Raw genomic sequence first — 24,462 nt, forward strand, 5'->3', positions numbered from 1 at the left:
GTAAAATGGCGTGTTTAATCGGTATTGACATTGGAAGTACCAATTGCAAGGCAGCGGCCTACGGTGTGGACGGAACATTAAAAGCCGCTGCTTCGCGGCCGGTGACTACTCATTATCTGGAGACCAGCTGGGCGGAGTTTGACCCGGACCAAATTTGGCAAGCGGTTCAGTCTGTATTGCAAGAGGTTGCGGGCCAGCTGGGCGATGAGAAGATTGACGGTATTGCCATTGCCAGCATGGGTGCAGCCGGTGTGCTGCTGGATGAGAATGACCGCTGGATTCATCGTTCCATTGCCTGGTTTGATACCAGGACGGAAGAGGTTGCCCAATGGTGGCGGGATTCATTCGGCGCCGAACGAATATACGAAATCAGCGGCTTTGTACCCAATCCAATGGCCGGCATTACCAAAGTCCAGTGGATACGCGATAAGATGCCCGAGACGTTCAGCCAAGTCAAGCGCTGGGTGTCCATGCAGGATTATGGCGCATATTGCCTGACCGGACAAGCGGTTGTTGACTTATCGGTAGGCTGCAGGACAATGGCCGCCGATTTACGCAATCGCTGCTGGAATGAGGAAATTCTGGCCCATGCCCAGATTCCGCTGGAAATATGTTCACAATTAAAGCGCTCGGCCGAGTTTATCGGGCCGGTAACGCCAAAGGCTTCGCTTGCCACCGGCATTCCAGCCGGAACACCGGTGTTTACCGGCGGTTTGGATTATGTATGCGGGGCTTTTGCCTGTGGTTTGCTGGAACCCGGCAATGTTTTATGCGCCATTGGCACAAGTGAGCAAATTTTGATGGTGGTCGATCAGCCGGCGAATGATTTGCGCCACATCGATACCAATTTTACCTGTGTAAACTATGTTGTGAATGATCAATATTATATTGCCGGTCAGGTGATTTCATCAGGCTGCATTCTGGAGTGGTTTGCCAAAGAGATTGCGGCAACGGATTTTAATGTATTGGTGGAAGAAGCGCAAACAGCTCCTCTGGGAGCAAAAGGCGTGTTTATGCTGCCGCATTTTCGCGGCAAGTATACACCCGGCGCCGATCCGCTTTCCAAGGGGGCTTTTGTCGGTCTGACAACCGCTCATTCCCGGGCCTGCCTGGCCAGAGCTATTTTGGAAGGCTTATGTTATGAGGCTGCCATTATTATGGAGAGTATGGAGCAGGTTGCCGATCAGCCGGTTCGTGCTGTTCATGTAACCGGTGGTGCTACCAAATCGCCATTCTGGATGCAAATGAAGGCGGATATTCTGGGCAAACCCATTGTCTGTCTGGATATTCCTGAAGTTGTTACTTTGGGAGCAGCCATGCTGGCCGGCCTGGGCGCCGGAATGTATCAAGATTCGGATGATGCTGTAAGGAGGATAAAGCGTCGGGAAATTAGCTATACGCCAAATGAGGAGCGCCATCTTCAATATCGCAAACAGTATGAGGGCGTTTACAAACACCTGTATTTTGGCATTAAAGATATCAACCGTAAAATTGACTGTTGTTTAGTATAGAAAGGGGTTTAAGAGCATGCGTTTTTTAGTGGTTGGTGATCCAATGCTGCCGGCTGCGGCTTTAACCGAAGCAGTAAGGGAAGTCTTCGGGGCAGACACAAGGGTAGAAGGCGTTGACTGGCGGCCGGCCAGTGAAGAGGAATTCTGGCATTTACGCAGTCAGGTCGAGAAATACGGCCCCGACGCCGGTCAGCCGCCGGCTGAGCTAACAGACAAGGTAAAACGGGCCGATGTCATTATTACTCATCATACGCCGCTGAACGCTGCGCTGATCGCCTCCGCCCCGGCAGCCTATATCGGGGTTTGCCGGGCCGGCACCGAAAATGTTGATGTAAAGGCAGCCAGTGCCAAAGGAATCAAAGTAATGAAAACAATGGGCCGCAATGCCGAGGCTGTTTCAGACTTTACACTGGCTTTAATGCTGGCCGAGCTGCGCAATCTGGCCAAGGGCCATGCCGCTCTGGCGCAGGGGCAGTGGAAAAAGAAGTACGCCAATGCAGCCTTTATGGGCGACATGTATGAGAAGGTTGTGGGACTGGTTGGCTTTGGCTATATTGCCCGGCTGGTGGCGCAAAAGCTGGCCGGATTCCGGGTGAAAATACTGGTCTATGATCCTTATGTCAGCGCCGGCCAGCTGCAGGCGGCTGGTGTTCACCAGGCCACTTTGGAAGAATTATGCCGCCAGTCTGATTTTATCAGCATCCATGCCCGGCTTAGCGAAGCCACTGCCGGATTCATCGGGCGGGAGGCTTTTGCCTGGATGAAACCAACCGTGTACCTGATCAATACAGCCCGGGCCGGACTGGTTGATGAGGCTGCCCTGCTGAACGCCCTGCAGGAAAGACGCATTGGCGGAGCCGCCCTGGACGTATTTTGGACAGAGCCGCTGCCGCAGAACCATCCGCTGTTGTCGCTGGATAATGTTACGCTCACGCCGCATTTGGCCGGGGCCACCAGGGACACTTTCCGGCAAACGCCCTATTTGTTGTTGCAGGAATTGAAGCAGGCGCTGCGGCGGCAAGACTTATCGGACTGGTTTGTAAACTGAGGTTTTTGAGAAAGGATCACTCGTCAGGTTACGGGCGGTCTTTTTTCATTTTAACTGTATTGCAGCTTTGGCAGAGTAAAATTTGTACAGAAGGCAGTTGCAGCTTCCGGGTTATTTAGTGAATTTTTTGTCTGTTTTAAGCGATTAAAGTCAATAAACCGCATTGCTATTTCAGCAGATCGTTGTATAATGATAGATACGGCTATTTTGTTGGAGGCGTTTTTTTGGTGGATTGGCGTAAAAACCTGTGGGCGCTTGCCTTCGGGGTAATGATATCAAGTTCAAGTTATACGATGGTTATACCATTCTTACCGGTTTTTCTTTTAGAGCTCGGGGTGACTTCCGGGCAGGTGAACCTATGGTCAGGCGTGCTTTTTGCGGCTTCTTTTTTTGTTTCGGCGCTTATGGCTCCGTATTGGGGCCGGTGCGCCGACCGGACAGGACGCCGGCGAATGGTGATGCGGGCCGGGTTCAGCCTGGCGGCGGTTTATTTATTGGGAGCGCTGGTCAGAAATCCGGTGGAATTACTGATGGTGAGGATTTTACAGGGGTTTGCCAGCGGTTTTGTTCCGGCGTCGATGGCTATTGTGGCCTCCTCGGCTCCCAAAAGCGAACTTGGCTCCAGCTTGGGTTTTATGCAAACGGCTTTGCTGCTTGGCGGCATCATGGGGCCGCTGGCCGGAGGCGTCCTTTCGCATTTATTCGGACTGCGCTTATCTTTTGTTGTTTCAGCGGTTATTATATTTGCGGGAACACTCCTGGTACGAATGCTGGTGAAGGAGCCGCCTGAATTTCAGACGGTTTGTGAAAACAGCATCATCGAAGATTTTAAACTGGCGTTACGTAATCGCAGGCTGGCCAAAGCACTGCTGCTGCTGCTTATTGTGCAGGTCGCAACCATGATTCTGCAGCCACTGCTGACTTTGTATGTCGCCGAGTTGCAGGGAAACCGGGCGGGAGCGGTGTTAGCCTCAGGCGTTGTGTACAGTCTGTCCGGCGTTGCCGGAGCTATTGCAGCCCCTTTCTGGGGCAGGCTGGGGCAGAGGCAGGGCTTTCTAAAGATTTTAATCATCGGCTTTTCCGGGGCCGGGCTGTTTGTTATTGGCCAGTTTCTGGTTACTGACATCTATGGTTTCGGTTTATTGCAATTTATGTTTGGTCTGTGTATTGTCGGCGTTTATCCGGCGATCAATACCATTGCGGTTTCGGCTAGTGAACCGGAGTTTCAGGGGAGAACCTTTGGTCTGACGACCACTGCCAATCAGCTTGGCGCAATGGCGGGGCCGCTGTTAGGCGGGGTAGTCAGCTCATGGCTGGGGATACGGCCGGTATTTCTGCTGTCGGGCGGCCTGCTGGTGATTATGGGCCTGTTGGTTTATTTAGACAGTGTGCAGCATAAATTCAGCGGTCAACAGGCTGAAAAAGCGTGTCGGTAACGGGACTGCCATGCATTTAAACCGTCCCTGTCAAGTAGACAGGGGAAAATTAAATGGTAGAGAAAATGGATGCCGAAAGGCATCCATTTTCTCTACCGAAATAAATAAAGCTGGCCGCCGGCCAATCGCTGATTAAATCAATATCGCGGCGGCCTGAATGTTGAACGATAATTACAGCAGGGCGGACAGCCGGAGTGAGCAACGACAAAACCGGCTTGAAGCAAACGGCGAAAGTTGTATAATATAGCTTAACAGGCAGCGTAAAATAATCCGAAGCAGGTGAGAATATGAAAATGCCAGCATTATTTGTCGGTCACGGCTCGCCCATGAATATCATTGAGAATAACGCGTACACCCGCAGCCTGGCTGAACTGGGCCGTAAACTGCCCAGACCCGAAGCCGTTATCGTGATTTCAGCCCATTGGCTGACAAGCGGAACCTACATTACCGCCGCTCAGTCGCCGGAGACAATTTATGATTTTTATGGCTTTCCTGAAGAGTTATATCAGGCGGCTTATGCCTGCCCCGGCTCACCGGAAGCGGCTGCTTTGGTGCAGGAGGCCGCCGGGCGGCAAATTAAGCCGGATGCCAGGCGGGGCATTGATCATGCCGGCTGGGCCGTACTCAAGCATATGTATCCGCAGGGCGATATTCCGGTGCTGGAAATCAGTCTTGATGTAAACAAATCGCCGCAGGGGCATTACGCCCTGGGGCAGGCGTTGCAATCCTTGCGGCATCAAGGGATTTTGCTGGTCGGCAGCGGGAATATTGTTCATAACCTGGCCAGAAGCAATTTTTCCCAGCTTTATGGTTACGTTCATCCCTGGGCCGAGGAATTTGACCGCCAAATTGCCGAATTGCTGCTGGCCCGTGACCACGACAGACTGATTAATTATCAAACAATTCCTCACGCCGGCCTGGCTGTCCCGACCGATGACCATTATTTGCCAATGCTGTATACGATTGCGCTGCAGGAAGAAAATGAGGCTTTAGCCTTTACCTGCACCGATATGCAGAATGCGTCAATAGCAATGCGGGGCTTTCTCATTGGCGTCGATGGGGATAGCGCTGGTTAGTCATCAGGTCAAGAAATATACAACAGTCAATAAAACTCCCGGAGCAGCGATGAACTGTTCCGGGAGTTTTGTCATTTTGCCAGGCCAACTGATTTTATTACGTTTTTTAGATTGGCGGCGCTGGCTGTTAGTTTTGCCGCTTCATCATCAGCCAGGGGAACCTCAAGGCGCTGTCTAACCCCTTCGGCGGCAATCACGCAGGGCAGGCTTAAGGCAACCCCGGTTAAGCCATATTCGCCTTCCAGCGTTGTCGATACAGGGAAAATACTGCGTTCATTAAACAGAACAGCTCTGGCAATCCGGCAGGCGGCCATGGCAATTCCGGAATTGGTCCAGCCCTTGGAATTGAGGACATCATAAGCGACCTGAATGACCTGGGCTGCCGTTTTATTGAAGTCCAGCGGCTGGTCAGCCGGGAAATATTCGTTGAGCCGGGCGGCCGGAATTGCGGCGATATTTACCAGGCTCCAGGCGGCAAAGGCTGAATTGCCGTGTTCGCCCAGGATGTACCCATGAACATTTTTGGGATCAAGGTCGTAATGACTGGCAATGATTTGTTTAAAACGGGCGGTTTCGAGCGTTGTACCTGTACCCAAAATTTTATTTTTCGGGTAGCCAAAGAAATTCTGGGCGTAATAAACCATAATGTCCAGCGGATTGGTGATCATGATGATCACCGCTTCTTTGGTATATTGGGTAATGGAAGTCATAACATCTTTCATTACGGCAATATTTTTACCGGCCAGAGCCAGTCTGTCTTTAGAAGCTTCTTCGGGCAGAATGCTGGGGCCGGCGGCGATGATAATTACATCGGCGTCTGTGCATTCGGCAAAAGAACCGGCCCGGATATTTACGTTCGGGTGAAGTGCATAAGGCAGGGCATGACTGGAATCCAGCGCTTCGCCGCGGGCCTTTTTTTCCTTAATGTCAATGATTGCAATTTCTGAAGCCAGGCCAAGCGATAAGGCGCAATTCAGGACCGCCGAGCCAACATTGCCGACACCGACAATGACCAGCTTACTGCTTTTCATGCGTATCGTCTCCAATCAAAACAGGTTGTACAACCATAGAATAGCATACCACGGCAGGAATCGCTAACCATTTTTGCAAGTTTGCAGCTGATGATCCAGGGTGTGCAGAAAATAAGTACAGGCCAGCAGATCGGCGCTGCCACCGGGACTGATCTTGGCGGCGATAAAAGCCTGATCAAGACCGGCCAGGCGTTGGCGGCCGCCGGCTGTCAGCATGCCGCCAGCCAGCCAAATGGCCGAAGCTTGCTGTTGAACGGTTCTAAGGGCGTCCAGGCCGTGCCGGTTGAAGATTGTCGAGTCCTCGGCAACGGTCATTAAGGCCAGCAGTGCATGCACAAGCGCGTCATTGAGCGGGGCTTTGGCGGCCAGGGCGCTGCGCAGGGCCGGAAGTCCGTGGCTTTTCACCAATGGCAGGCCTGCGGCCAATTCGCCCCGGATACCGGAAATGCCGTGGGAAAGAAAAAGCCGTTCGCCTGCCGTCAGGTTTCGGTCAGGCAACCTGGAACGCAGTATTTCCAGCTCCCGTTCAACCAGGCCTTCACAGACGGCGGCAGTGAAAGCCTGGATATTGTCAATGAAGGCCCCTGCCGGCTGGCGGCGGATGGTGCAGGCGGCTGACGCCGTTAGTATGCCGAGCAGAAAGAGCAGACCTTTTTGGGTATTAATACCGCCGGTGGACTTAAACATCACAGCTTCAGCCTCCAGGCCGATCAGGCGCAGAACCGTCAGCAGTTCGGCCGGCTGCGCGTCATGCTCCCAGCCGGCCTGGGCGAAACGGAACATGGCGGTACTAAGGGCGCTGCTGCTTTTGATAAAAGTAAAAAAATCCATATCCTGATGGGCGCCGCTGTTATAGCGGTCAACCAGTCCCGGGGCCGGTGTGCAGGCAGCCTCCATCAGCATAGCCTCAAGCGCGGTTGTCGCGACGGCGACAACCGGCTGTGGCCACAAACTGGTTCTAGCGGCCTGATAAGCCGCCAAATATTTTTTGGCCGCCAACAGTATTTCAGCCGGACTGTGGGCCTGCGTTCTGACGCATTGGGCGGCCGGGAGCGGACAGATAAAACAGCTGCGGGGTGGAGAAGCGCTGCCGGCGCGGCTGATTTGGCCGCCATTGGCGTCAAAAACATCAATATCCAGCAGCCGCCCATAGGCGGTCCGGTCTTCTATTGCCATACAAAGCTTTTTAATAGCAGCAGCGTCTCCGGCGACGGCCAGCAGGGCAAATGGTCCGGTATACTGATGGCGGACCGTTTCTTCCAGCAGCTCGCAGCCTGCGGCGTCAAGCCGATGCCGAAGCTTGGTCAGAGCAGTGTAAAGCAGGCTGGTAATCTCCGGGCCGGATTTATGAGGCCCGGGCATATTGATGGTTAAGCTGATGACCGGGACGCAGCGGCGGCCGATTAATTCATCCCGCGCCGCCGCACGGTATTCCTTTGCCGCCAGAACTGCCGCCAGAGTAACCGGAGCCGCAGACGGCTCCGGGGGAATGGTTTCATTAATAGCAATCACCTCATGGTTATCATTCTGGCCGGGAGCCAGGCTTTCCTGCCGGTATAAAGACGGCAAATGCCGTTTAGCGCGGTTTCCTGATGACATCAAGCACCGAACCGTCCCGGTACTCGACAACAGCGACAATTTCGTCCGTTACCTCCACCGGTTCGGGCTTGCCGGCCAGATCATAAGCAATCTTCTGCAGTTCTTCAATGCTCATCAGCGGCAGTTTCGCCGATTTTAAACAATCCAGCAAATCCCGCCGCTGAGGATTGACCGCTATCCCCCGCTCGGTTACCACCACATCCACCGTTTCACCCGGCGTAATGATCGTATGTACTCTATCCCGCACCATCGGCAGCCTGCCCCGTAAGAGCGGCGCCACAACAATGGATACTGCAGCCCCGGCCGCAGTATCGCAATGCCCGCCTGACGCCCCCATCAGCACTCCGTTGGAATCGGTGATGACATTGACGTTGAAATTCACGTCAATTTCGGTTGCGCTTAAGATGACAAAATCCAGGTTGTTGACAATGGGGCCCCGGCTGTGCGGATTGGCGTAATAAGAGGCCGATATTTCGAGATGGTTGGGATTTTTCTTTAGCGATTCAATGGAGACTATATCAAAGTCCTGGGTATCAAAGACGGTTTTGATCAAGCCTTCTTCGAGCATGCCGACAAACGGCGCAGTTACTCCTCCCACGCCAAAGCTGGCGGTGATGGACCGGGCGAGCATTTTTTCGCGGATAAATTTTGCGGTTGCCAAAGCTGCGCCCCCGCTGCCCAGCTGCAGGGAATAGCCGTCCCTGAAATAACCCGAGTACTCAATTACGCGGGCGGCAAACTCAGCAATCAGCAGTTCCCGGGGATCTTTGCTGATGCGCAGCGCCCCGGAAGCTATCCCTTTGGGGTCGCCGATGCTCGCAACCTCGACAATATAGTCTACCTGTGTTTGCGGGATGCTGACCGGGAAAATGGGATGGGGCGCCAGATTGTCGGTAATGGCCACCACTTTGTCGGCATAGGCGGCATCAACCATGGCATAACCCAGGGAACCGCAGGCCGATTTACCTTCTGTACCATTGATGTTGCCATAGCAATCACAGCAGGGAGCGCCGATGAAGGCTACATCAATATGCAGGTCGTCGCACTCAATGGCCCGCGCCCGCCCGCCATGTGAACGGATGATGACCGGACGGGCCAGCCTGCCGTCCGTAATCAGCCGGCCTAATGCCCCGCGGGCCCCGCTGGTTTCAATGGCGGTGATGACGCCTGCCTCAATAAACGGGATGATGGCCTGGTTGACATCAGTCAGGGAACTTGGCGCAAGGGTTATTCCTTTGAGTTTCCTGCGGGCAATGGCCTCTACCACCGAATTAAGCAGATAATCCCCGTTGCGGAAGTGATGGTGAAATGAAATGGTCATGCCGTCTTTCAGGCCTACGGCGTCAAGCGCCTGGTCAATGGATGTAAGCAGTTTATCTGATTTGGGCAGGTTTACGCTTAACCTTGGTCCGGCCATCCGGTTTTGCGGTATAAGCGTAAATGGACCGGCATAGGGCACTACTTTTTTCAGTCCCGGGATCGATTCCGGAATTTCCCGGCCTGCTGCATTGATCATGGTAATCCCTCCTGATTAGGTTCGTTATGCCCGAGGGCGGCGGCATAATCAAGGATGCGCTGCGCTCTTGCCACAATGGGCGTATCAATCATTCTGCCGTCAAGCGCAATGACCCCTGATTTTTTGGCCAGCGCTTCCTCGTAAGCGGCGATTACCCGGCGGGCATGATCCACTTCTTTGGCCGACGGGGCAAATATTTGGTGTACAAGGTTAATTTGGCGGGGATTGATGACCGATTTTCCGTCAAAGCCCAGTTCTTTAATTAGCTGTGTTTCGGCAATAAAGCCTTCTTCGTCCTTGACATCGGCAAAGACACTGTCGATGACCTGAATGCCGGCAGCCCTCCCGGCCAGCACCAGATGACTGCGGGCGGCAAACAGCTCTTTGCCGTCTTTGGTCCGGGTGGTGCGGAGATCGGCGACAAAATCCTCGCCGCCAATGGCGACAGCCACCATGCGATCGCTGGCTGTCACAATAGCAGACGCATTCAACAGGCCTTTGGCCGTTTCGATGGCGGCCATCATCTTTATACTGCCGGGGGCGAAGCCCTGGCTTTTTTCCACTTCGGTGATGATCTGGTCAACCTGGCGGATATCATCGGCTGTTTCAGCCTTGGGCAGCCGGACAAGATCCGGCTTGGCCGGCAAAATGGTTTGGAGATCAGGCAGTCCGAAAGGGGTTTCGATATGATTGATGCGTATGGCAACTTCACAGGGATAGGCAATCGTTTTAATGGCATTGTGCACCAAATTCCTCGCCGCATCTTTTTCTGTTAAAGCCACTGCATCTTCGACGTCAAAAATGACGGTATCGGCGCCGTAGATTCCGGCGTTTTGCAGCATGCCCGGGTTATTTCCGGGAACAAACATCATACTTCTGCGCATTTACTCCACCCTCCTATGCCCGCGACCGTTCAACGGCTGTTTTGACCCGCGCTTTAACGGTACAATCCAGGGCGCCTTTATCATTGGCCTGCACAGCTGCGTCGGCAACGCCCAGTTCTGTCAGTTCTTCTTTAATCGCCTGCTTGATTTGCTTCCCATACTGTTTGGCTACCGGACTGACCAGTTCGATGACAATGTCTGCTCCTGGCGGGGCAGGCGCTACGGTGATGATGATGTCGCTGGATTCCAGTGTTCCCGCCTGTCCCGGCTTGCTTATTGTTGACATGGTGTTTACACCTCCTGGTTTATTTTTCCCGGACGAATAGGAATTATCAGGCAGCCGGCTGAAAATTGCCCGGTCGTTTTGTTCGCTTTCCACTTTCGGGCAATGCGTGATGGCTGCCGGCCGAAATTGCCGCAAGCCGGCAGCAGACTAATCCAGCCCCAGCAATTGGGCGGGGTAGTCCTTCGTCATTTTATCCAGGATTTCCGGTGGAAGACCGGCGGCCAGCAGATAAGCGATATATTCGCTGAAGGCCTCGCTCCACACCGGATTTTCTATTTGACCGACATCGGTGGCAAGAATGGTTGATTCATAGCCGACACTTTCGATTGCCTGCAGGGCATTGGCAAAATTTTTTTCGAAAATTTGTCCCGGCTGGCGAAGGACATAACAGCGTTCAAAGAATACGCCGTAAGGAACCAGGTTTTTCTGCTCACTGAGGGATAATTTGGTTGACCACCATTCCGGATGGTTAACGATGATTTTGTTGACGCCAACGGTTTTGGCTTTGTCAACAACGGTTAAAATTTCAGCCGGGCTTAAGTGACCGGTTGCCAGGGCAACATCATGTCTGGCAATGAGCTCCAGGATGCTGACAAGCGCTGGAACGATCCTGCCGTCGACAACTGACTCCACGCCATCGCTCTTACCGGCCAGTTTGCGCTCATGAGCCGACCAGATCGTAGGCAGCCAGACAATTTTAGCCCCCAGCTTGATTGCTGTTTCAACTGCCGCCGGGTTGAGTCCGCCGACAGACGGGTTGAGCGTTATCCCGCCGAATACCCTGACGCCGGGTGCAGCTGTCTCCGCAAGATAAGCCCGGTCGGCGGTTGGGACATGATGGGATTTAATCACCACTGCCCGGGCGCCAACCCTGGCTGCCTCCTGCGCCAGCTCGATATCGGAAAACTTTCTCGGTCTGACGTCCGGCCTTGTATGGATGTGGAGGTCAATCACTCCTTGCAGCAAAGCTTCCCGTTCTTGAATAGGACTTTTGTTGGTCATTTATCGTTCCTCCCCAGGCTTTTCCTGTTACTTCCACTGCAAATGACACAATGGGGTTTAAGCGTACGCGAAAGATTGCCATTGGCCTTGCAAGCAAAGCGGTGAATGAATGTGGCTCATTAATAGTAACTTTTTCCATAAAACGCACCAAATACCTTTTTTGTTTACTAGTCCTTTGTCAGCGCAAAACCGGTAGGAGCGGTCAGTATTCACTGGATAAGGCTGGTAAGGTACTAATTCTTAGGCCGGTTGGGCTGTATAGCAGCCAATCCGTAAAGGGGCTGTGAATAACTTGGCGATAAGTTATTCACAGCCCCGGATTAGCAATGCTTTTGCGGTTGCATTAGGGAAGGTTGTCCTGGAAAGAATTTGCCGGCTTCGTGATAGAGCTGCCAGTTAGTATAAGCCAATTTTACTTTCGGTCAGGCTGATAAAAATATTTTTCGTCTGGCTATAATGTTCGAGCATCATCTTATGCGTTTCCCGCCCAAGGCCTGATTTTTTGTAACCGCCAAAGGGAGCGTGCGCTGGCAGACTGTTATAGTTATTGACCCACATCCGGCCGGTCTGCACCGCCCGGGCCACACGAAAAGCCCGGTTGATGTCTTTGGTCCAGACGGCGCCGCCCAATCCGTATTCACTGTCATTGGCCAGGCGAATGACTTCGGCTTCATCTTTGAACTTGATGATGCAGACAACCGGACCGAAAATTTCTTCCTGAGCCACTCTCATGGCATTGTTTACTTCAGTCAATATGGTAGGTTTCATGAAACTGCCGTTGGCCAGACCGGCTTCTGTCAGTTTTTCGCCGCCATACGCAATTTTGGCTCCCTCGGCTTTGCCGATGTCAACATATTCAAGCACCTTTTTAAGCTGCCCCGGGTTGATCAGCGAACCCATTTGCGTGTCTTTCTCCCAGGGCAGTCCTACTTTTATCCTGGCAAAAGCAGCAACCGCCTCCGCGACAAACCGGTCATAAATCTCCTCATGGACAAAAGCGCGGGAGCCGGCGCTGCATACCTGGCCCTGATTGTACAAAATACCCATCAGCAGGCCTTCCATTGCTTTGTCCCAGGGGGCGTCGGGAAAGAAGATATTGGCTGATTTTCCGCCCAGCTCGAGGGTGGCGGGAATCAGTTTTTTGGCCGCTGCCGCCGAAACGGTATAGCCGACTTCGGTCGAACCGGTGAAAGCCAACTTGCTTAGCCGGTTGTGCTCGAGAAGATAATTGCCGGAGGCCGAGCCTTTACCGGTAATGACATTAACGACACCCGGCGGCAATACTTCCGCCATGAGTTTGGCGAGCTCCAGCAGGCTCAAGGAAGTGCTGGAAGAGGGCTTGATCACGATGGTGTTGCCGGCCGCCAAAGCCGGCGCTATTTTCCAGGCTGCCATGAGCAGCGGGAAGTTCCAGGGGATGATCTGACCGATTACGCCCAGCGGTTCACGAAGTACCAGGCTTAACGTGTCTTTATTAATCTGTACAGCCTGGCCTTCTTCAGTCCGGACAGCGCTGGCAAAATAGCGAAAGTGGTCGGAACTTAACGGAACATCGATATGCAGCGTTTCCCGGATGGGTTTGCCATTATCCAGCGTTTCCACAAAAGCCAGTCTTTCGGCATTTTCGTCAATTAAATCAGCTATTTTCAACAGCATTCGGGCGCGGCTCCGGGGGCTGATATCTTTCCAGGTCTCGTAGGCCTGCCAGGCGGCGGTTACGGCCATATCGACATCTTCCTTACTGGCGTCGACGCAGGTCGACAGGATTTCGTTGTTTGCCGGGTTATAGGCTTTAAAGGTATTACCGGCGTTGCTCTTAACCCATTGACCATTGATAAAAAGCTGATAACGTTCATCTGGTCTAATCATTGTATTTGCCCCTTTCATTTGGCAGGTTACTGCCTGTTTTGGTTTTTATCTGTGAATGAAAACCAGGTTAAAGATAATAATAATTTATCAATTTTAATTATTGATGATAATGATATTCATTATACAATAACTGCCGGTATTTTTCCAGTGCATCAGACTGGAACTTGTAATAAAAAATTGCTGTTTTTTACAGTAGCCTTAAGCGGAGCTGGTGCACACAGTATAGTTATGATACGCTTTTTGGCCGAATATATTACGGATGATTCGGCGTGCAGGCGGCAAACGAGCTGAAGGCGCCGACCGGTGAAGGAAAACTGGCAGAAAAAATGCCGGATAGGCTTGACAGGCGAAACAACAGAGAGTATAGTAATAGCTAATTAACAACTGATTGAACAATTTTCACTTAATTGCATAGGAATCGTAAATGTGATGAGGGAGAACGTTGCAGGCTGAAATCGTTTCAGAGAGCCGGTGGGTGGTGTGAACCGGTAACGATAAGAATGCAAGAATCACTCCTGAACAGCAACGCTGAAAAGTTGAAGTAAGCTGCGCCGGCCTCGCCTCCCGGACGGGAGTGCAACCGTTACCCTGCTAGGGTTGTCAGACCCGATGAGATATAGGCCGGTTTGGCCTATGAAAAAGGGTGGTACCGCGGGAAATTTCTCTTGCCCCTTTTTGCGTCATAAAGATGCAAAAAGGGCAGGAGTTTTTTATTTTTCAAGGCTGTTGCGATTTTAGAGGTTGGAGCTATTCAGGTTGGTTAACTATTATTCGGGAGGGGTATTCAATGATCAAGTTTTTAGAGAAGGTAGCAGCGTTGATTTGTAAGTATATGACGGTATGGGTAATTGTCATGTCGGCAATTGCTTTTATCAATCCGGAGCCATTTAAGTTTATCGGTCCTCATATTTCCTATATGCTGGGGGTCATCATGCTGGGCATGGGACTGACGATGTCACTGGACGATTTTCGTTTGGTGATCACCCGGCCGAAAGAGGTTTTTTACGGTGTATTTTTTCGTTATTTAATCATGCCGTTATCCGGGTTTCTCGTGGCCAAGCTGCTGGGGCTACCGCCGGTGCTGGCGGCCGGGGTTGTACTGCTGGGCGCTGTTCCCAGCGGTACCGGGTCGAATGTGATGACCTATATCGCCAAGGGCGATACGGCTCTTTCCATTACTGTTTCCAGTGTGAATACAATTCTGGCGCCAATATTAACGCCCTACATTTTTCTCCTGCTGGCCGGATCGATGATTCCGATTGATGTTACAGCGCTATTGGTCGACATTGTCAAAATTGTATTGCTACCGGTTACCGCCGGAGTTGTTCTGCATACGACAGCACCGAAGCTGGTGGAAAAATTTATTAAAATAGTGCCGGCTGTTTCGGTTATTTTCATTATTGCCATTTTAGCCTCGGTTGTTGCCCTGAATGCGGCTAAAATGGCCACAGTGGCGCTGGTGCTTTGCGCAGCGGTGGTGCTGCAAAATGTTTTAGGTCTGGGTCTTGGGTTTTACTCCGCCAAAGCGGTTGGCATGACGGAGAAAAAAGCCCGGGCAATTTCCTTTGAAATCGGCATGGAGAACTCCGGTCTGGCCGTGGCCCTGGCTTTGGCGCATCTTGACCCGATGGCGGCTCTGCCGGCGGCGGTTGGCACTGTCTGGGAGTATATCAGCGGCAGTTTGCTGGCAAGTTATTGGGGAACAAAGCCGGCGGCCCAGGACGCGGGCGAAGTGGCGGCAGTGGGTGAAGCAAATGGTTAAGCCTCATTGAAAAGGAGTGGTTACAGGTGGAAAAAGAATTTTTGTTAAAGTACGGCCAGGCCGAAATGACGCTGCACATTGCCGCGGAAAATATTCTTCAGGTCATTGAAAGCAATCCGGTTGTATTCGATAAAACGGAAACGGAATTGATCCGGGACGCCCTGGCCAATCCCATTGACAGTCTGCCGCTGTCCAAGCTGGTTCGGCCAGGTCAAAAGGTGGGCGTAGTCATTCCTGATATTACCCGCGTCTGGCAGCGTACCGGGGTATTTTTGCCGCTGATTGTTGAGGAGCTGGAAAAAGGCGGAATACGGGACGACGATATCCTGTTCATCAGCGCACTGGGAACCCATCGCTCCCAGACTACGGCCGAACACCGGCTGCTGCTGGGGCCGCAGCTGGCCGACCGGTTTACCGTGACCGACCATGACTGTCATGACCGGAGCAATCTGGTATATTGCGGCCAAACCTCTTTTGGAACGCCGGTATGGCTGAATAAGCAGGCGATGGCCTGCGACCAGCTGGTTTTGACCGGCGGTATTGTGTATCATTTCCTGGCCGGCTGGTCGGGCGGAAAAAAGTATATATTGCCCGGTATTGCGTCTTATGAAACCGTGATGGCCAATCACGCCCTGTCGCTTAACCCGGCCAGGGGGCAGGGACCGCATCCCGAGGTGCGTTCCGGCAACGATAACACCAACCTGATCCATCTGGATATGCTGGAGGCCGCCGCCTTAGCAAAGCCGTCCTTCATCTTCAATGTCGTCACCGCCCAAGGCCGCATTGCCGGAGCGGTAGCCGGACATTATCAAACCGCTCATGACCAGGGACGCCGGCTGGTCGATGCAATTGACGGCGTGACCATCAGGGAGAAGGCCGATCTGGTGATTGCTTCAGCGGGCGGCAGTCCCAAAGACGTCAATCTCTATCAGTCGATTAAAACCCTGATTAATGCCCGTGAGGCGACAAAGCCCGGCGGGACAATGATCATTCTGACGGAAAGTCCTGAAGGACTGGGCGGCAATGCCGAGGTTCAGGACATGATTTTGGGTTATGATACTGTACTGGAGCGGGAAGACGCACTAAGAGCCGATTACAGTATTTCCAAATATGTGGGCTATTATTTTTGCGAATCGGCCGCTAAGTTTGAGCTGATACTGGTATCCTCGCTTGAACCTGAAATTTTGCAAAAAGCCAATATTAAAATTGTCAAAACTCTGGATGAAGCGCTGGCGCTCGTCTATGCCAAACGCGGCAGCGCATTGAAAACCCATATCATGCCGCATGGCGCCAATACCTTGCCCCGGCTGGCTTAAACAAACATATAGCCAAGTGGCCTGGAAGCAAACCTCTGTCAGGCGGTTTGCTCCAGGCTATTTTGTTATACAGGCAACGAATTGTCTGGTGTCTTGACAATAGACTTGACAGCTATTCCGGCATCTACTAGAATAAACTATGATGACCAAAATAGCCTGCCGGTATTCACTGGATCAGGGCTGATGCTCTACTAGGCAGGCCGGAGTTTGCGGGAGGAGTTGTTTAAGTGGCTACCATTACAGAGCGCTTGGGAAATCTGCCGCTGGGCAGGTTTCACTGGCGGTTGTTGGCGATTGTGGGGTTAGGCTGGGCCTTCGACGCCATGGATACCGGTATTATTTCCTTTGTTTTGCCCAAACTGATTGCAGCCTGGGGTCTTAGTACGGCGCAAGTCGGGGCAATCGGCAGTCTGGGGTTGGTTGGTATGGCCATCGGGGCAATGCTGGGCGGTACTGTTGCCGATTATGTCGGCCGGAAAAAAGTATTTGCCGCCACTTTATTAATTTACAGTTTGGGTACAGGCGCCTGCGGGCTGGCCTGGGATTATCAATCGTTGTTATTTTTCCGCTTTCTGGTCGGTTTTGGCTTGGGCGGGCAATTGCCGGTAGCCATTACACTGATGAGCGAGTATTCACCTACCATTTATCGCGGGCGGATGATTGTTTTGCTCGAAAGCGCCTGGGCTTTTGGCTGGCTGGCGGCCTCAGTCATTTCCTATGTCCTCATTCCTAAGCATGGCTGGCAAATCGCTTTTTATATCGGCGCTCTGCCGGCTCTGTATGTTTTCTATTTATGGCGGGTTGTGCCCGAGTCGGCAATGTTTCTGATGAAAAAGGGCCGAATAGAGGAAGCTCATGCCCTGGTAGCCAGCGTCGAACGGGAGCTTGGCGTTCCACAAGGGGATAAGCCGACGCCGGAGGAAGCGGCAGGGGCGACCGCAGCCGCTCCATTCAGCGTTTACCAGCTGTTTCGTCCGCTCTATTTAAAAAGAACTGTTTGTCTGTGGATTTTATGGTTTTGTATTGTATTTTCCTATTATGGTATTTTCCTCTGGCTGCCGACGCTGCTGGTGAAAGCCGGCCATGATATGGTGAAATCCTTTGAATTTGTCTTATGGATGACGGTAGCGCAAATACCGGGTTATTTTACTGCGGCCGCCTTGGTTGATAAAATTGGCCGCAAGGCGACAATGGCTTTGTTTTTGTCGGGCTGCGCTTTTACCGCCTATATGTTTGGCAATGCCGCTTCAGCAGCGCAAATTTATTTATGGGGCTGCTTAATGTCTTTCTTCAACCTTGGGGCCTGGGGAATTTTATACACCTACACGCCCGAACTTTACCCTACCGAAGCCCGCTCTACCGGTGTGGGCTGGGCCGCGGGCTTTGGCCGGATTGGCGGTATTGCCGCACCGCTGGTGGTGGCGGCAATACTTACCGGACCGGATAAAATCCCGGTAGTGTTTATGATGTTTACGGCAGTACTGGTCATTGCGGCCTTGAACATGCTTATTCTGGGTGATGAAACCAAACAGGAAACGTTGCATTAGTACAGTGAGCCTTTCATACGAACCGAAGAGAATAAACGCGGCTGTCAAACGCCTGCAAGCAATCCAAAGACGGCAATCGGCATAGCCGGAAGCCGTATTCAAACAAGGGGACCTGTCCCGCGTTTGCAAAAGCAAACGCGAGGGACAGGTCTCCTTGTTTTCTCGCATACGTAAGCAGACACAAGAGCAGGTATGATAGAAAAAGGAATAAATCATCAGTCAGCTGCTGTCAAAAATCATAGATTGGGTTACAATAGGAATAGTAAACAGTGACATCTGGCTGTGATTTTAAAGCGTATACCGGATTTATCTCGCAGCGAAGACAAAAAAGTTGAGAAATAACAATCAATGCAGGGAAAGGAGCGGTGTTCATGGAGCAAAGCAGTTGTACTCCTGTGATTGCGGCTGGCGGGAAAAGTTCCCGGATGGGACGGGACAAGGCTTTTATTCCCCTGGCGGGAAAGTCTTTCATCAACAGGATATTGGCCAGGCTGGCTGAAGTATTTACCTTGCCGCCGGTGATTATTACCAATTCACCAGCAGCCTATGTCAATCTGAAGGTGCAAACAGAGCCGGATCTGCTGCCGGGGCGAGGCCCGCTGAGCGGTATTCAGGCAGGTTTTTATTATTCGGTTTCGCCGTATATTTTTGTCGTGGGCTGCGATATGCCCTTTCTGCAGCCGGCGTTCATCCGCTTTATGCTTACTCAGATTCAGGGATATGATGCAGTTGTTCCGGAGACTGGCGGAAAACTTCATCCCCTGCATGCGGTCTACAGCCGTCGCTGTGCTGCTGCCATTGAGGCCGGTTTAGCACATCATCAGCCTAAAGCCATTGCGCTCCTTTCACAATTGAAGGTACATTATCTAAGGCCGGAGGCCACCGCAATGCACCTATTGGCCGAGCAGTCCTTGACCAATGTGAATACACCGGCCGATTTGGCTTATGCGGAGGCAATGGTGAAGCATACCGGCTGTCTGTAAGGGCTGCCGGACATAAGGCATTCGATGCGGTCCGGCGGGTATCTGCCGCGGCTCTTTTGCTAAAATATTGTTAAAACTTTCAGGAAAAGTGCAGTTTGGTCTTGAAATATCCCCCGGTGGGGGATATAATGATAAGGAGGAATAGACCTTGGCAGAACATTCTCATCTTCATGCTCACCAGAAACAGGTAGTTAACCGGCTGGCCAGAATTGAAGGACATGTCCGGGCAATTAAGCAAATGTCGGCTGACGGACGTGATTGTCCCGAAGTATTGCTGCAAATTGCTGCCGTACGCAAAGCCCTTGATAATACGGCCAAACTTATTTTAAAAGATCATCTGGAGCATTGTTTAATGCACGCAGTAAACGGTGGTGAACAGGAGAAGTTTTTAAAAGATCTGCAGGAGGCCATTGACCGCTATATTAAGTAGACAGGAGGCGGGATACAATGAAGGCTGTACTGATGGCTGCATTTATACTGCTTGGGCCGTCAATCGCATTTGCTCACTCCGGCACCGCATTAAAAACAGTGGCAGGCTATCTTCCCCTGCTTTTGGCCGCTGTTCCAATGCTGGCGGCATTTGGTTTAAGATTAATGAAAAAAATTGTAATGTTCTTCCGGAAACGTCATTAGTCTATTGACATATCCAATGATTGGTTTATAATAAAGTTACAATATAATACTTCCTAAAGGGGAGTAGCTCGGAGAACAGAGTCAACATACTGATGGGGAATCCATCTGGCTCTGTTATTGACCTGGTGTCAATTAGCGAGACCTTTGGTATGCATTTTTTGCATACCAAAGGTCTCGCTTTTTTTAAAAACTAATTTAGGAGGATGATTCTATGACCGCTTTCCTGACATCGCTGGTATTTGTCGTACTAGCGGAAATGGGCGATAAGACGCAGCTGCTGGCCATGGCTTTTGCAACCCGCTACTGTTGGAAAACCGTAATGTGGGGCGTTTTGGCCGCTACCGTTTTAAACCATTTGTTTGCCGTTGTTGTGGGCAGTTATATCACTCAGCTTATGCCAATGAATTATGTTCAAATTGCCGCCTCAGCCTCGTTTATTATATTCGGGCTTTGGACAATTCGCGGCGACGAATTAAATGGTGAAGACAAGTGTGATAAATACAGTCCTTTCTGGACGGTGGCGATTGCTTTTTTTATTGCCGAAATGGGGGACAAGACCCAACTGGCCACTATTGCTTTGGCCGCTCAATTCAATACTGTTCTGCCGGTGTGGATGGGAACAACCATCGGTATGCTGATTGCCGACGGCATTGGTATTATCATTGGCATTGTGCTTGGCAGAAAAATTCCTGAACAGGCGGTGAAATGGTTTGCTGCCGTCGTTTTTATGCTATTCGGACTAATCGGTTTATATCAAGCGCTGCCTGCCGCTGTTTTAACCGCGCCGCTCATGGCCGCCAGCATTGCGGTGCTGGTCGTTTTATGCTGTATCATTGCCAGGAAGGGAGGAAATCAGGTTAGCAAAAAGCGATGTTGATTGCTTCACGGTGGAAATAAATTGTGTTGACAATTGCGGATAAAAAGATACAATGATAATTGTTATCAGTGTATCTTTTTTTGTGATAAACAGGCTGACCCGGTGCAAGCCGTTTTTTCATAACGACCCGGAAGGAGCTGGTCTTTTGGTTCATCATAAGCTGACGGAAGCACAGTTTGATCATTTGCTAAACCAAACCTCGCATGACCTGCGCTATGATTTCCCGCAGCAGATTGCCAGCGGCTATTGCCGGCAGATACGGCCTGACGAAACACTGCAGGTCGTTCAGTTCTCCGCTTGTTTTCATGATACGCTTCAGGTGCCTGTTGCACTGCGGCGCAAGGTTTGCCAGCTCGCTTTCTGTTGCGACGGGCCGATTACCTGGGAGACTGCCGGAGGCGGCGAAGCCGTGCTGCTTCAAGGGGAAAGCTGTTTCAGTCATGGTGAGCAGATGGACGGCATCAACCGTTATTTCCGGGATACGAAGTATAGCGGTTTGGTAATTAATTTAGAGCAGGGGCGCTTTCAGGCGGTTTTTGAGGCCTTTCGCTCCGGGCGGGGCAGCAGCCGGCCCGGCGGCCGGAAGCCGCCGGTGAAGCCCATTACGCCGGCGGTCAGGAAACTGCTGGGGGAAATCAGGAGCGGTTCCGGTGAGGATGCCCTCCAGCGCCTTTATCTTGAAGCAAAGATACTGGAGCTTGTTGCTGTTTATGTTAATGAGATGGCGGAAGAACAACAGCCGGGGGCCGGTGCGGTAAAATTATCAGCCGCCGACATAGCGGGTTTGCGGCAAATTAAGCTTATTCTGGACGAGCAGACTGATATGGCGCCGACCATCAGAGTGCTGGCGCGGCTGACTTGCCTGAACGAGTATAAGATTAAAACCGGCTTTAAGCAATTGTTTGGTTTGCCGGTGCATAGCTATGTGGTGGATAAAAGAATGGAGAAAGCCCGGGAGTTATTGGAAGGCGGCCGGCTGAAAGTCGGTGAAATCGCCGCCCGGGTGGGGTATACCAATACCAGCCATTTTATTGCCGCCTTCCGGAAAAAATTCGGCGTCAATCCTGGTGAATATGCCAATGGCGGACGGTTCTGAACAAAATCAAACGGGTGTTGTATATCTGAAGGCCCTGTATGGAAGCTTAGCTTGCGTACAGGGCCTTTGGCATTTTGTTCCAAGCGGTGTTTGTCTGAGGAAAATACCTTTTTGAGTATAGGAAAATATCGTTTGGAGTAACGTTCACCCGGCCGGTTTTTTATAATGAGAATGAATTGCAAAAGTAAAGAAAGCTGCCGGGGCATCTAAGGCAGGCAAAGGAGTTTAGTGAATGAGTAAACAGAAAAAGAACTGGCGGCAAAAGCTGTTGTGTTCTCTGGTGGGGAGCACACTGCTGCTGACAATGCCGGGACTGGGAGAGGCCGGGGAAGCGGCCGGGGAAGCGGCCGGAGAGTATGAACTGGAGGAAATGGTGGTAACGGCCAGCCGCATGCCGACCAAACGCAGTGAAACTGCGGCGCATATCACCGTGGTCGGCCGGGAGGAGATCGAGCGGAACAGTTATACCAGCATTGCCGAGGCTTTGACCGGCGCCGGGGTAAAAGTGGAGAGTGAAGGCGGCAGCGCTATTGATAGTGCCAAGATTATGCTCAATGGCAGTGAACAGGTGGTCGTGCTGGTTGACGGGCGCAGAGTGGTCTGGGAGCAGCAGGTGGTCAGCGGCCGGGCCGGCTACAGCCTGGATATGCTGCCAAATCTGAGCAGTGTGGAGAAAATTGAGGTGGTGCGGGGAGCCGCCTCATCGCTGTACGGCAGTGCGGCTGTGGGCGGGGTGGTGAATATCATTACCCGTAAAGGTGAAGAGAGAACGGCAACAGCGGCTGCGGAGTTCGGCAGCTGGGACTCGCGCCGCTATCGCCTTCAGGCCGGCGGTAAGGAGGGCAAAACCGGGTATATGGTCACTGCCGAGCGTTGGACACAGGACAATTATGAATATAAAGACCCGCAAACCGGCCAAGTTTCGACGATGCCCAACAGCGATTTTGACCGCGATTCGGCTTCCGTCCGGATTGACCGGGAACTGAAGGAGGGCACACTGACTTTTTCCTTCGACCATTTAAGCGAAAATGGCGGTTATCCGGTTGTCAGACCAGGATATGCCATGTACAGCCCGGATGCTTCGCGGCATATCATTTCCAATAATGTAGGCCTGGCGTATCAATGGCGGCAGGGGGATGATGTAACCAACCAGCTGCAGGTATACCGCAATCATTACAGCGCCTTGTGGCATCGTTACCGGTATAATTCGGGGTCCAGCAATTTCGAGAACGAAGCAGACGGCATTGAATGGAATCAGCGGCGGCGTTTAAGCGACAGCCACACGCTGTTGGCCGGATTTGACTGGCGCAGAGTAGAAGTCGGGGTTAAACAGATGGAAACAGACGGCTCAAAAATGCGCAATCTGGGCCTTTTCCTGGAGGACCGCTGGACCATTGACCCGTCCTGGACGCTGAATGTCGGCCTGCGCCGGGATGACCACAGCGTTTATGGCAATGAATCAACCGCCCATGTCGGCGTCAACCGCAAGGTTGATGAACATACCAACCTGTATTTATCCTGGGGACAGGTTTACCGCGGACCGGATGCGGACGATCTGTTTATGCCGGATATGGGCTATTACAAAGGCAATCCTGATTTAAAACCGGAAAAGGGTCATACGACCACGCTGGGCGTAAATACCGCACTGAAGGCGGGTACAGCCATTCAGGCCAGCGTCTTCAGCACTTATCTGGAGGATGCCATTGACTGGGACAGGAGTAAAACTCCCTGGATGCCGGTGAATATCGGCAAGCAAAAGAAAAAGGGGCTTGAACTTGAAGTAAGTCATCCGCTGGCTCCGGCCTGGGATGTGACGGCGGGCTATTCGTATGTTAAGATCAGGGAAGATAAAGAGGACGGGGCCGGCTACCGGAATGATGTCCGTAACAGTCAGCCCAATGCCTATCGCCTGGGCGTGCGCTATCATCAGGATGCCTGGAATGTCAGTGTGCTGGGCCGGGGGGCTACCGGACGCAGCCTGAACGGGTTTACCTCCAGACGGTACTGGGTACTGGATGTTGCAGCGAGTTACCAGATGCGGCCGGATGTCAAGCTGTATGCCAAAGTTTATAATTTAACCAACCGGGCCTATGAGACCAATTATGTCAGTGGCTGGGGCGTTGGCGCCTTTCCGATGGCGTCACGGCAAATTGTGATCGGGATTGAAGGCCGTTTATAATATGAAAGGGCGAACAGGTTATCGCAATGGATAACCTGCTGTCTTTTTCAGGGAGAAAGGGATGCATGACAAAACAACTGAATTTCAAAGCGGCTTCGCCTGACCCGCGAGTGCTGCTGCTAATGTCGCTGACGGTATGTACATTGTGCTTTACGCTCAATTACCGGCCAGCCCTGATCGCAGTTTTCTTGCTGACGGCTGCCGGTATGCTGTTATGCAGGATGGTCAGGCCGGCGGGCGGCTTTATGCTGATATATGGCGCGCTTTACGGCTTGGAGCAATTATTGTGGCAGTTTGGCGCAATGGGTGAACTGCAGGCTGCGCTGGCCGTCCTGTTATTGCTGCTGCTGCGCTTTTTCCCGGTGCTGATGGCCGGACTGATGGTGCTGCGGCAAATACGGATCAATGAATTGATTACCGCTTTGGAGCAACTGAGCCTTCCAAGGCAGCTGACTCTCCCGCTGGCAATTGTTTTTCGTTATTTGCCTACCGTTTATCAGGAAATGGGCTGCATCCGTGACAATCTGAAAATGAGAAGCCTGCCGGCCACGCCCTGGGAAATGCTGCGGCGGCCGGCTGCGGCGGCCGAGCACCTGCTGGTGCCGCTGCTGCTGCGCAGCAGCCGGCTGGCGGATGAGTTATCCGCCGCTGCTCTCTTGAAGGGACTTGACCTCAAGGAAAAACGCACTTCAGCCACCGCTGTTTGTTTCGGCAAATCTGACTGGGGCTGGTGCCTGTTGTGTATCGTCCTGGCTTTGTTTTTGCTGGGGGCTGATGCTGCGGCGCTTCACCATGACGGGAGGGATTGAAG

Annotated in this window: 22 protein-coding genes and 1 other annotated feature; of the genes, 15 read left to right on the forward strand and 7 right to left on the reverse strand. The window is 52.2% G+C overall.

Features of this window, described 5'->3' with window-relative positions:
* The first annotated feature begins 5 nt into the window (after positions 1 to 5).
* The 4 genes from BLR06_RS09935 to ygiD all read left to right on the forward strand — a co-directional run bounded on the left by BLR06_RS09935 (position 6) and on the right by ygiD (position 5,071).
* Entirely contained in the window at positions 6 to 1,511 is a 1,506-nt protein-coding gene (locus tag BLR06_RS09935) for an FGGY-family carbohydrate kinase (protein WP_092072259.1), read from the forward strand.
* A gap of 16 nt (positions 1,512 to 1,527) precedes the next feature.
* Entirely contained in the window at positions 1,528 to 2,559 is a 1,032-nt protein-coding gene (locus tag BLR06_RS09940) for a 2-hydroxyacid dehydrogenase (RefSeq protein WP_092072262.1), read from the forward strand.
* A gap of 227 nt (positions 2,560 to 2,786) precedes the next feature.
* Positions 2,787 to 3,995 (forward strand): MFS transporter, encoded by a 1,209-nt coding sequence (locus tag BLR06_RS09945; RefSeq protein WP_092072622.1) that lies wholly within the window; start codon positions 2,787 to 2,789, stop codon positions 3,993 to 3,995.
* A 287-nt stretch (positions 3,996 to 4,282) separates the two neighbouring features.
* Complete coding sequence (gene ygiD / locus BLR06_RS09950; RefSeq protein WP_217636877.1) at positions 4,283 to 5,071, forward strand: 4,5-DOPA-extradiol-dioxygenase; 789 nt, start codon at positions 4,283 to 4,285, stop codon at positions 5,069 to 5,071.
* A gap of 71 nt (positions 5,072 to 5,142) precedes the next feature.
* Here ygiD and BLR06_RS09955 read toward each other — a convergent pair whose 3' ends face one another.
* From BLR06_RS09955 to BLR06_RS09985, 7 genes are all read right to left on the reverse strand, one after another.
* Positions 5,143 to 6,108: an L-lactate dehydrogenase gene (locus BLR06_RS09955; protein ID WP_422699886.1), complete on the reverse strand. Its 966-nt coding sequence runs from the start codon at positions 6,106 to 6,108 to the stop codon at positions 5,143 to 5,145.
* Between the two features lie 57 nt (positions 6,109 to 6,165).
* Positions 6,166 to 7,701: a citrate lyase holo-[acyl-carrier protein] synthase gene (gene citX, locus BLR06_RS09960; protein WP_092072267.1), complete on the reverse strand. Its 1,536-nt coding sequence runs from the start codon at positions 7,699 to 7,701 to the stop codon at positions 6,166 to 6,168.
* A complete protein-coding gene (citF, locus tag BLR06_RS09965) occupies positions 7,679 to 9,217 on the reverse strand; it encodes a citrate lyase subunit alpha (RefSeq protein WP_092072271.1) in 1,539 nt (512 codons plus the stop codon). The genes citX and citF overlap by 23 nt, the downstream gene beginning before the upstream one ends.
* Positions 9,214 to 10,101 carry an aldolase/citrate lyase family protein gene (locus tag BLR06_RS09970; RefSeq protein WP_173812857.1) on the reverse strand — a complete coding sequence of 296 codons (888 nt, stop codon included), beginning with the start codon at positions 10,099 to 10,101 and terminating at the stop codon, positions 9,214 to 9,216. The genes citF and BLR06_RS09970 overlap by 4 nt, the downstream gene beginning before the upstream one ends.
* Positions 10,102 to 10,114: 13 nt before the next feature.
* Positions 10,115 to 10,387 (reverse strand): citrate lyase acyl carrier protein, encoded by a 273-nt coding sequence (gene citD / locus BLR06_RS09975; protein ID WP_092072628.1) that lies wholly within the window; start codon positions 10,385 to 10,387, stop codon positions 10,115 to 10,117.
* A 147-nt stretch (positions 10,388 to 10,534) separates the two neighbouring features.
* Positions 10,535 to 11,389 (reverse strand): DUF6282 family protein, encoded by an 855-nt coding sequence (locus tag BLR06_RS09980; protein ID WP_092072275.1) that lies wholly within the window; start codon positions 11,387 to 11,389, stop codon positions 10,535 to 10,537.
* A gap of 396 nt (positions 11,390 to 11,785) precedes the next feature.
* Positions 11,786 to 13,258, reverse strand: coding sequence for an aldehyde dehydrogenase family protein (locus BLR06_RS09985; protein ID WP_092072278.1), 1,473 nt, complete (start codon positions 13,256 to 13,258; stop codon positions 11,786 to 11,788).
* A 51-nt stretch (positions 13,259 to 13,309) separates the two neighbouring features.
* Between BLR06_RS09985 and BLR06_RS09990 the strand changes: the two genes are divergently transcribed.
* The 11 genes from BLR06_RS09990 to BLR06_RS10040 all read left to right on the forward strand — a co-directional run bounded on the left by BLR06_RS09990 (position 13,310) and on the right by BLR06_RS10040 (position 24,460).
* Positions 13,310 to 13,549 (forward strand): hypothetical protein, encoded by a 240-nt coding sequence (locus BLR06_RS09990; protein WP_092072281.1) that lies wholly within the window; start codon positions 13,310 to 13,312, stop codon positions 13,547 to 13,549.
* A gap of 129 nt (positions 13,550 to 13,678) precedes the next feature.
* Positions 13,679 to 13,934 (forward strand) — a binding site (T-box leader).
* A gap of 111 nt (positions 13,935 to 14,045) precedes the next feature.
* Positions 14,046 to 15,020 carry a bile acid:sodium symporter family protein gene (locus BLR06_RS09995; protein ID WP_092072284.1) on the forward strand — a complete coding sequence of 325 codons (975 nt, stop codon included), beginning with the start codon at positions 14,046 to 14,048 and terminating at the stop codon, positions 15,018 to 15,020.
* Positions 15,021 to 15,046: 26 nt separating this feature from the next.
* On the forward strand, positions 15,047 to 16,336 hold the full coding sequence (locus tag BLR06_RS10000) for a lactate racemase domain-containing protein (RefSeq protein WP_092072287.1): 1,290 nt from the start codon (positions 15,047 to 15,049) through the stop codon (positions 16,334 to 16,336).
* A gap of 227 nt (positions 16,337 to 16,563) precedes the next feature.
* Entirely contained in the window at positions 16,564 to 17,883 is a 1,320-nt protein-coding gene (locus BLR06_RS10005; RefSeq protein WP_245698103.1) for an MFS transporter, read from the forward strand.
* 371 nt (positions 17,884 to 18,254) lie between these two features.
* Positions 18,255 to 18,866 (forward strand): molybdenum cofactor guanylyltransferase, encoded by a 612-nt coding sequence (mobA, locus tag BLR06_RS10010; protein ID WP_092072290.1) that lies wholly within the window; start codon positions 18,255 to 18,257, stop codon positions 18,864 to 18,866.
* A 148-nt stretch (positions 18,867 to 19,014) separates the two neighbouring features.
* Positions 19,015 to 19,296, forward strand: a complete 282-nt coding sequence (locus BLR06_RS10015; protein ID WP_092072294.1) for a metal-sensing transcriptional repressor — start codon at positions 19,015 to 19,017, stop codon at positions 19,294 to 19,296.
* A 17-nt stretch (positions 19,297 to 19,313) separates the two neighbouring features.
* Entirely contained in the window at positions 19,314 to 19,499 is a 186-nt protein-coding gene (locus tag BLR06_RS10020) for a hypothetical protein (RefSeq protein ID WP_092072297.1), read from the forward strand.
* 211 nt (positions 19,500 to 19,710) lie between these two features.
* Complete coding sequence (locus BLR06_RS10025) at positions 19,711 to 20,376, forward strand: TMEM165/GDT1 family protein (RefSeq protein WP_092072299.1); 666 nt, start codon at positions 19,711 to 19,713, stop codon at positions 20,374 to 20,376.
* Positions 20,377 to 20,521: 145 nt separating this feature from the next.
* Positions 20,522 to 21,472 carry a helix-turn-helix domain-containing protein gene (locus tag BLR06_RS10030; RefSeq protein ID WP_173812855.1) on the forward strand — a complete coding sequence of 317 codons (951 nt, stop codon included), beginning with the start codon at positions 20,522 to 20,524 and terminating at the stop codon, positions 21,470 to 21,472.
* Between the two features lie 232 nt (positions 21,473 to 21,704).
* Complete coding sequence (locus BLR06_RS10035) at positions 21,705 to 23,651, forward strand: TonB-dependent receptor plug domain-containing protein (protein WP_092072305.1); 1,947 nt, start codon at positions 21,705 to 21,707, stop codon at positions 23,649 to 23,651.
* 65 nt (positions 23,652 to 23,716) lie between these two features.
* On the forward strand, positions 23,717 to 24,460 hold the full coding sequence (locus BLR06_RS10040) for an energy-coupling factor transporter transmembrane component T (RefSeq protein ID WP_173812853.1): 744 nt from the start codon (positions 23,717 to 23,719) through the stop codon (positions 24,458 to 24,460).
* Positions 24,461 to 24,462: the final 2 nt, after the last annotated feature.

Source organism: Dendrosporobacter quercicolus, from assembly GCF_900104455.1.
In the GTDB taxonomy this organism is placed as follows: domain Bacteria; phylum Bacillota; class Negativicutes; order DSM-1736; family Dendrosporobacteraceae; genus Dendrosporobacter; species Dendrosporobacter quercicolus.